The 6,462-nt window shown below is 70.2% G+C and carries 5 protein-coding genes and 1 rRNA gene; all 6 read right to left on the minus strand.

Going from position 1 to position 6,462, the window contains the following annotated elements:
* Window positions 1–49: 49 nt before the first annotated feature.
* The 6 genes from ACGF1Z_RS15815 to rrf all read right to left on the minus strand — a co-directional run bounded on the left by ACGF1Z_RS15815 (window position 50) and on the right by rrf (window position 6,320).
* Window positions 50–838, minus strand: coding sequence for a DUF881 domain-containing protein (locus ACGF1Z_RS15815; protein ID WP_393004113.1), 789 nt, complete (start codon window positions 836–838; stop codon window positions 50–52).
* Window positions 839–1,473: 635 nt separating this feature from the next.
* Window positions 1,474–1,806: a small basic family protein gene (locus ACGF1Z_RS15820; RefSeq protein WP_015032176.1), complete on the minus strand. Its 333-nt coding sequence runs from the start codon at window positions 1,804–1,806 to the stop codon at window positions 1,474–1,476.
* Window positions 1,803–2,732 carry a DUF881 domain-containing protein gene (locus ACGF1Z_RS15825; RefSeq protein WP_393004115.1) on the minus strand — a complete coding sequence of 310 codons (930 nt, stop codon included), beginning with the start codon at window positions 2,730–2,732 and terminating at the stop codon, window positions 1,803–1,805. The genes ACGF1Z_RS15820 and ACGF1Z_RS15825 overlap by 4 nt, the downstream gene beginning before the upstream one ends.
* A 110-nt stretch (window positions 2,733–2,842) precedes the next feature.
* Window positions 2,843–5,338 (minus strand): sugar phosphate nucleotidyltransferase, encoded by a 2,496-nt coding sequence (locus tag ACGF1Z_RS15830; RefSeq protein ID WP_393004117.1) that lies wholly within the window; start codon window positions 5,336–5,338, stop codon window positions 2,843–2,845.
* Window positions 5,339–5,455: 117 nt separating this feature from the next.
* Complete coding sequence (locus tag ACGF1Z_RS15835; RefSeq protein WP_393004119.1) at window positions 5,456–6,064, minus strand: CDP-alcohol phosphatidyltransferase family protein; 609 nt, start codon at window positions 6,062–6,064, stop codon at window positions 5,456–5,458.
* 139 nt (window positions 6,065–6,203) lie between these two features.
* Window positions 6,204–6,320, minus strand: a 5S ribosomal RNA gene (gene rrf, locus ACGF1Z_RS15840).
* Window positions 6,321–6,462 lie beyond the last annotated feature (142 nt).

Raw genomic sequence — 6,462 nt, forward strand, 5'->3', positions numbered from 1 at the left:
CCCCCCGCAAGGTCATGCCCTTGCCTCGCGACCGTCACCCAGCCCCGCCTCACTGCGAGGACGACTGAGCGTAGTCAGGCCGCTTCGCCGGCCGCAAGGCGTCGACGACGATCTTCGGGGAACGCTGCACCGTGGCCGTGGCCTGCTCCTTCTCCAGTGTCTGGACGACACCGCCGGGGATGTTGAGCGCGGGCTCGAGATCCTCCGGCTTGCCGATGACCTTGAAGACGTACGGAGCGGCCACTTGCGTTCCATCGATCCGCATATCGCGCCCGCTGCCCGAGAAATAGCTGTCCGCCACGACCCGCACGTCGTTCACCTGGATCGCCTCCGCGCCCGCGGCCCGCAGTTCCTGGATGGCGTCGAGCAGCATGTCGGACTCGATGGCGCCGGACGGATCCGTGATCGTGAGCGTGATCCCGGGGCCCTCGGCGGCGACCGTACCGGCCAGGATGCCGAGCTGCCGCTCCTTCTCCTGGGTCTGCTTGCGCGCCTCCTCGGCTTGGTCGGAACTGGACTCCAGCTCCGACTGCTGCTTCTCCAGACGGGTCTTCTCGTCCTCCAGGCGCTGCGTGCGGTCGTCGAGCTCGTCGAGGATCCGCACCAGGTCCTCCTGGCGCGCGCCACGCAGCGCACTGTTGTCACTCGTCGACCGCACCTGGATGGCGAGACCGAGGCCGAGCACGAACAGCAGCAGGGCGACGACGAGTTGGGCCCTGCTCACCCGCGGCGGCCACAGGCTGGCGGCCAGCCTCTGCCGTCCGGACACACCATGCTCGGGCTTCGGCGCGGTCGGCGCCTGGGGCCCGGGCTGAGCCGGCGGCGCGGGCTGGGGCACGGGCTGCGGCTGGGGCCGCCCGTGGGCCTGCGGCTGACCGGGCCGGTGCTGCCCCTGCGGGCGCGGCTGCGACCCGACCGGCCCCGGCGGCTGCTGCCCCTGCGGACGCGGCTGCGTCGGCGGCAGGCCCTCGGGCCGGGGCTGCCCCTGACCCTGCGGCCCGGGCTGGGGCCGGCCGGCCGGTGCCGGGCCCTGCGGACGGGGCTGGGGCGGCCGCCCCTGGGGGTGTGGCTGTGACGGCCGCTGCGGCTCGGGCAGCGGGCGACCCGCCGCCGGAGGCTGGTGCCCCTGCCGGGGCTGCGGCCTGCCAGGGCCCTGGGGCCGCGGCTCACCGGGCCGATCCGATGCCTGCGGGCGGGGCTGGGGCTGACCGGGCCGGCCCGGGCCCCGGGGCCCGGGCTGCGACGGTGCGGGACCCTGAGGTGCGCCCTCGGGACCGGGCCGCGGCGGCTCCTGCGCCCGCAGGGGCGGCCGGTCTTCCGGCAGGGCCTGCGGCTGCCGCGGCTCCGGCTGCTCGGCCGGCCGGCCCGTACCGGTCTCGTCCGGCTCCCGCGCCGGGGTGTTCTCGGCCGCGTTCTCGCCCGTGTTCTCGTCCTGCCGGTTCTCGTCCCGGTTCTCGTTCTCGCTCATCGGCCTCACGCCCGGAACACGTGCCGCCGGATGGCGGCGGCGTTGGAGAAGATCCGGATGCCCAGCACGACGACCACACCGGTCGACAGCTGCGCGCCCACGCCCAGCTTGTCGCCGAGGAAGACGATCAGTGCGGCGACGACCACGTTCGACAGGAAGGAGACCACGAAGACCTTGTCGACGAAGATGCCGTCGAGCATGGCGCGCAGGCCGCCGAACACCGCGTCCAGTGCGGCGACCACGGCGATCGGAAGATAGGGCTCGACCACCGCCGGAACCTCGGGCCGGACCAACAGTCCGACCACGACTCCCACGATCAGGCCCAGTACGGCGATCAAGATGTGCCCTTCCCTGTCTCGGCCGTGGCCCGCCCGGTGGCCTTGGCCGCCCCGGCTCCCCTCGGCTCTGCTGTGCGTACGGTCAGGCTCGGCGCGGCCGGCAGACGCACGTCGCCCTCCGCCGAGATGCTCGTACGGATCCCGAAGTTCTCCTGCAGCGCATGCAGGTACTGCCCGTCGGCGCTGTCCTGGAACGCTGTGCTCAGCCGCTTCCCGTCGCCGACGGCGAGGATCGTGTACGGCGGCACCAGCGGCTTGTTGTCGACCAGTATGGCGTCGCCCGCGGCCCGGATGGCCGACAGAGCCGTCAGCCGCTGCCCGTTGATCGAGACGGCTTCGGCGCCCGTCTCCCACAGCCCGTTGACCACGCGCTGCATGTCACGGTCGCGCACCCGGCCGGTGTCCGAGAAGCCGCTGCTCTCGCGGGGACCGCCGCCGCCCGTGTCGGTGCCCTTGGCGTCGTCGACCACGAGCTTCACGCCCGGCCCGTGCACCGGGGTCGCCCCGGAGAGCACCGCCACCAGCTCGGCCTGGTCGCCGCCGTGCTCGTCCAGCGCCTTCCGCTGCCGCTCCCCGACCGCGGCGCGGATCCGCTCGACGTCCTGCTCCAGCTTGTCGGCCTCGGAGGTCTCCGCGTCGATCCGGTCGATCAGGTCCTGCCGTTCCTTGGCCACGACCGGCGCGGACACTCGCGCCTCGGCCGCACCGAGCGTCACCACGGCCGCCGCGAGCACCAGGCCGGCCGCGAGACCGAGCTTCGCCCGGACCGTACGCGGCATCCGGCCGCCCTCGGCCGCGCGCCGGGCCGAGGCCTCCGCGTATCCGTCGTCCAGGGCGTGGTCGATCACGTTGTTCAGCAGCGACATGGACGCATCCGGGCGCGGAGGTGGTGTTCCTGTGCTCCGAACGGGGGGCTGCTGCGACATGCCGCACATCGTCGCACGTCGCGCGCCGTACCGCCGAATGGCCCCACCGAAGAGCCGGAAGGCGCGCACCGCCGCCTCCCGGCTCACCCTGCCCGGACGTGCCCTGCGGGCTACTGACCGGCGCTCTCCACCACGGCCGACCACTCGTCGAGCAGGGCCTGCGCGGAGGCGTCGTCCGGCCCCTCCGCCCACAGATGGGTGACGGCCTCCGCCGGGTCGGGCAGCACCATCACCCAGCGCCCGTCCGCCTCCACCACGCGCACGCCGTCGGTCGTGTCGACGGACCGGTCCCCGGCAGCCTCCACCACCCGGCGCATGACGAGCCCCTTGACCGCCCACGGCGTGGCGAGGTCCCGCCGCAGCACATGGGCCCGGGGAATCCGCGCGTCGATCTGGCTCAGCGTGAGCTGGGTCCGCGCCACCAGGCCGATCAGCCGGACGAAGGCGGCGGCCCCGTCGAAGACGCTGCTGAACTCGGGCACGATGAACCCGCCGCGCCCGTCACCGCCGAAGATCGTCGACTCCTCCCGGCCGACCCGGGTCAGGTCGTCCGGTGAGGTCGTCGTCCACTCGACCTGCGTGCCGTGGTACGCCGCCACCTGCTCGGCGATTCTCGTGGTCGTCACCGGCAGCGCCACGCGGCCCGAGCGGCGCTCGGCCGCCACCAGGTCGAGCAGCACGAGCAGCGCCCGGTCGTCCTCGATGATCCGGCCCCGCTCGTCGACGAGCGACAGGCGCTCGCCCACCGGGTCGAAGCGCACGCCGAACGCGGCCCGCGCCGACGCCACGATCTCCCCGAGCCGTACGAGTCCGGCCCGCCGGCTGTCGGCCGACTCGGTCGGCCGTGCCTCGTCGAGACCCGGGTTGATGGTCAGCGCGTCCACCTGGAGGCGTCCGAGCAGGCTGGGCAGGACGAGGCCCGCGCTGCCGTTCGACGCGTCGACGACCACCTTCAGCCCGGCCTCGGCGATGCCCGAGGTGTCCACGTTCCGCAGCAGGGAGCCGGTGTACGAGTCGAAGACGCTGGCCGGGAAGGACAGGTCGCCGATCTCGCCGGGGAACGCCCGCCGGTACTCCTGACGCGCGAAGACACGGTCGAGTTTGCGCTGTCCGGCCTGCGACAGGTCGGCGCCCCGCTCGTCGAAGAACATGATGTCCACGGAGTCCGGCACACCCGGCGAGGTCCGCACCATGATCCCGCCAGCGCTGCCCCGCGCGGTCTGCTGCCGTGCCACCGGCAGCGGTACGTTCTCCAGGTCGCGCACGTCGATGGCGCTGGCCTGCAGAGCCGAGATGACCGCCCGCTTGAGCGCCCGCGCACCACGCGAGTGGTCGCGCGCCGTGGTGACGGTCGCGCCCTTCTTGAGCGTGGTCGCGTAGGCACCGGCCAGGCGCACGGCCAGTTCGGGGGTGATCTCCACGTTGAGGATCCCGGATACCCCGCGCGCCCCGAAGAGATGCGCCTGTCCGCGGGACTCCCAGATCACGGAGGTGTTGACGAAGGCGCCGGCCTCGATCGTCTTGAACGGGTAGACCCGTACATTGCCCTGCACGATCGATTCTTCACCGATCAGGCACTCGTCCCCGATGACGGCGCCGTCCTCGATCCGCGCCGCCCGCATGACGTCGGTGTTCTTGCCGACGACGCAGCCCCGCAGATTGCTCTGCTGCCCGACGTAGACGTTGTCGTGGATGACCGCCTTGTGCAGGAAGGCGCCGCTCTTGACCACGACGTTGGAGCCGATCACGCTGTGCTCGCGGATCTCCGCGCCGGCTTCCACCTTGGCGTAGTCGCCGATGTACAGCGGTCCGCGCAGCACGGCGTCGGGGTGCACCTCGGCGCCTTCGGCCACCCAGACGCCCTCGGAGATCTCGAAGCCGTCGATGTCGACCTGGACCTTGCCCTCCAGCACGTCGGCCTGGGCCTTGACGTAGCTCTCGTGCGTGCCCACGTCCTCCCAGTAGCCCTCGGCGACATAGCCGTAGATGGGCTTGCCGTCCTTCATCAGCCGCGGGAAGACGTCACCGGACCAGTCGACCGAGACGTCGGCCTCGACGTAGTCGAAGACCTCGGGCTCCATGACGTAGATGCCCGTGTTCACCGTGTCCGAGAAGACCTGACCCCAGGTCGGCTTCTCCAGGAATCGTTCGACCTTGCCTTCCTCGTCGACGATCGTGATGCCGAATTCCAGCGGATTGGGCACCCGGGTCAGACAGACCGTGACGAGGGCCCCCTTCTCCTTGTGGAAGCGGATCAGATCGGTGAGGTCGAAGTCGGTGAGTGCGTCACCCGAGATGACGAGAAAGGCGTCGTCCTTCAACGCCTCCTCGGCATTCTTCACACTCCCCGCGGTTCCGAGCGGCTTCTCCTCGTTCGCGTAGGTGAGCTCCATTCCGAGCTCTTCCCCGTCCCCGAAGTAATTCCTGACCAGAGAAGCGAGAAACTGCACGGTGACGACGGTCTCGTTGAGACCGTGCCTCTTGAGCAGTCGCAGGACATGCTCCATGATCGGCCGGTTCACCACCGGCAGAAGAGGCTTGGGCATGCTCGAGGTCATGGGACGAAGGCGGGTACCCTCGCCACCAGCCATCACGACGGCCTTCATGTCGGAAGCGTCCTCCTTGAAGAGACGACGGTCCTGCCGACTTCACCCATCCGTTCAAAGGCCCTCGGACGTCCTCGTTCCTGCCGGCGTCGTTGCTCGGCGGACGGAGGGACGGGCTCAATCGGCCTCGGTATCCGCCTTCACGAGTCGACGGACCTGGACCACGTAGAGGATCCCTGCCCACCAATACAGAGTTGTACCCCATCCGGCGAAGGCCCACCCGAAAACTTCGGCGAGTGACGCCGCCCACCCGTTTCCGTCACTGAGCAGCAGCAAGGGGAACGCGTACATCAGGTTGAAAGTGGCAGCTTTCCCGAGGAAGTTCACCTGCGGCGGCGGATACCCGTGCCGGCGGAGGATTGCCACGGCCACCAGGAGCATGAGCTCACGGGCCAAAAGCACGGCGGTCAGCCACAGTGGCAGGATCTCGCGCCAGGTGAGGCCGACGAGCGTGGAAAGGATGTACAGCCGGTCGGCGGCGGGGTCGAGCAGCCGGCCGAGGTTGCTGATCTGGTTCCAGCGCCGGGCGAGCTTCCCGTCGAGATAGTCGCTGACACCGCTGAGGGCCAGCACGAGCAGAGCCCAGCCGTCACTGTTGGGTCCGCCGAACACGGGTCGGAGGATCAGCCACAGGAAGAGCGGCACGCCGACGAGGCGGGCCATGCTGAGGATGTTGGGGATGGTGAGTACCCGGTCCGTCTGAACGCGGGTCTCCTGGACCTCCACCCGGGGGCCTCCTGTGGGAAACGGGCTGACAATGCCCCCTGACCTTACCCTCAGCCATGCCGGCGGGCCGCACAGGGGTGTCCTGAACGCAGAAATGCCTCAACCCCCGGACCAGGGCCGGGGGTTGAGGCTAAAGATTGTTCGGCGGCGTCCTACTCTCCCACAGGGTCCCCCCTGCAGTACCATCGGCGCTGAAAGGCTTAGCTTCCGGGTTCGGAATGTAACCGGGCGTTTCCCTAACGCTATGACCACCGAAACTCTATGAAGTTGAACCGCCGCACCACCCACAACACAGGGGGGGCGTGTTCGTTACTTCAGAACTAACACAGTGGACGCGAGCAACTGAGGACAAGCCCTCGGCCTATTAGTACCGGTCAGCTCCACCCATTACTGGGCTT

Source organism: Streptomyces sp. NPDC048018, from assembly GCF_043202995.1.
Classification (GTDB): domain Bacteria; phylum Actinomycetota; class Actinomycetes; order Streptomycetales; family Streptomycetaceae; genus Streptomyces.

Coding starts and splice junctions, on each gene's coding strand:
- ACGF1Z_RS15825 (WP_393004115.1), bottom strand. CDS start 2,732: ATGTCGCAGCAGCCCCCCGTTCGGAGCACAGGAACACCACCTCCGCGC.
- ACGF1Z_RS15830 (WP_393004117.1), bottom strand. CDS start 5,338: ATGAAGGCCGTCGTGATGGCTGGTGGCGAGGGTACCCGCCTTCGTCCC.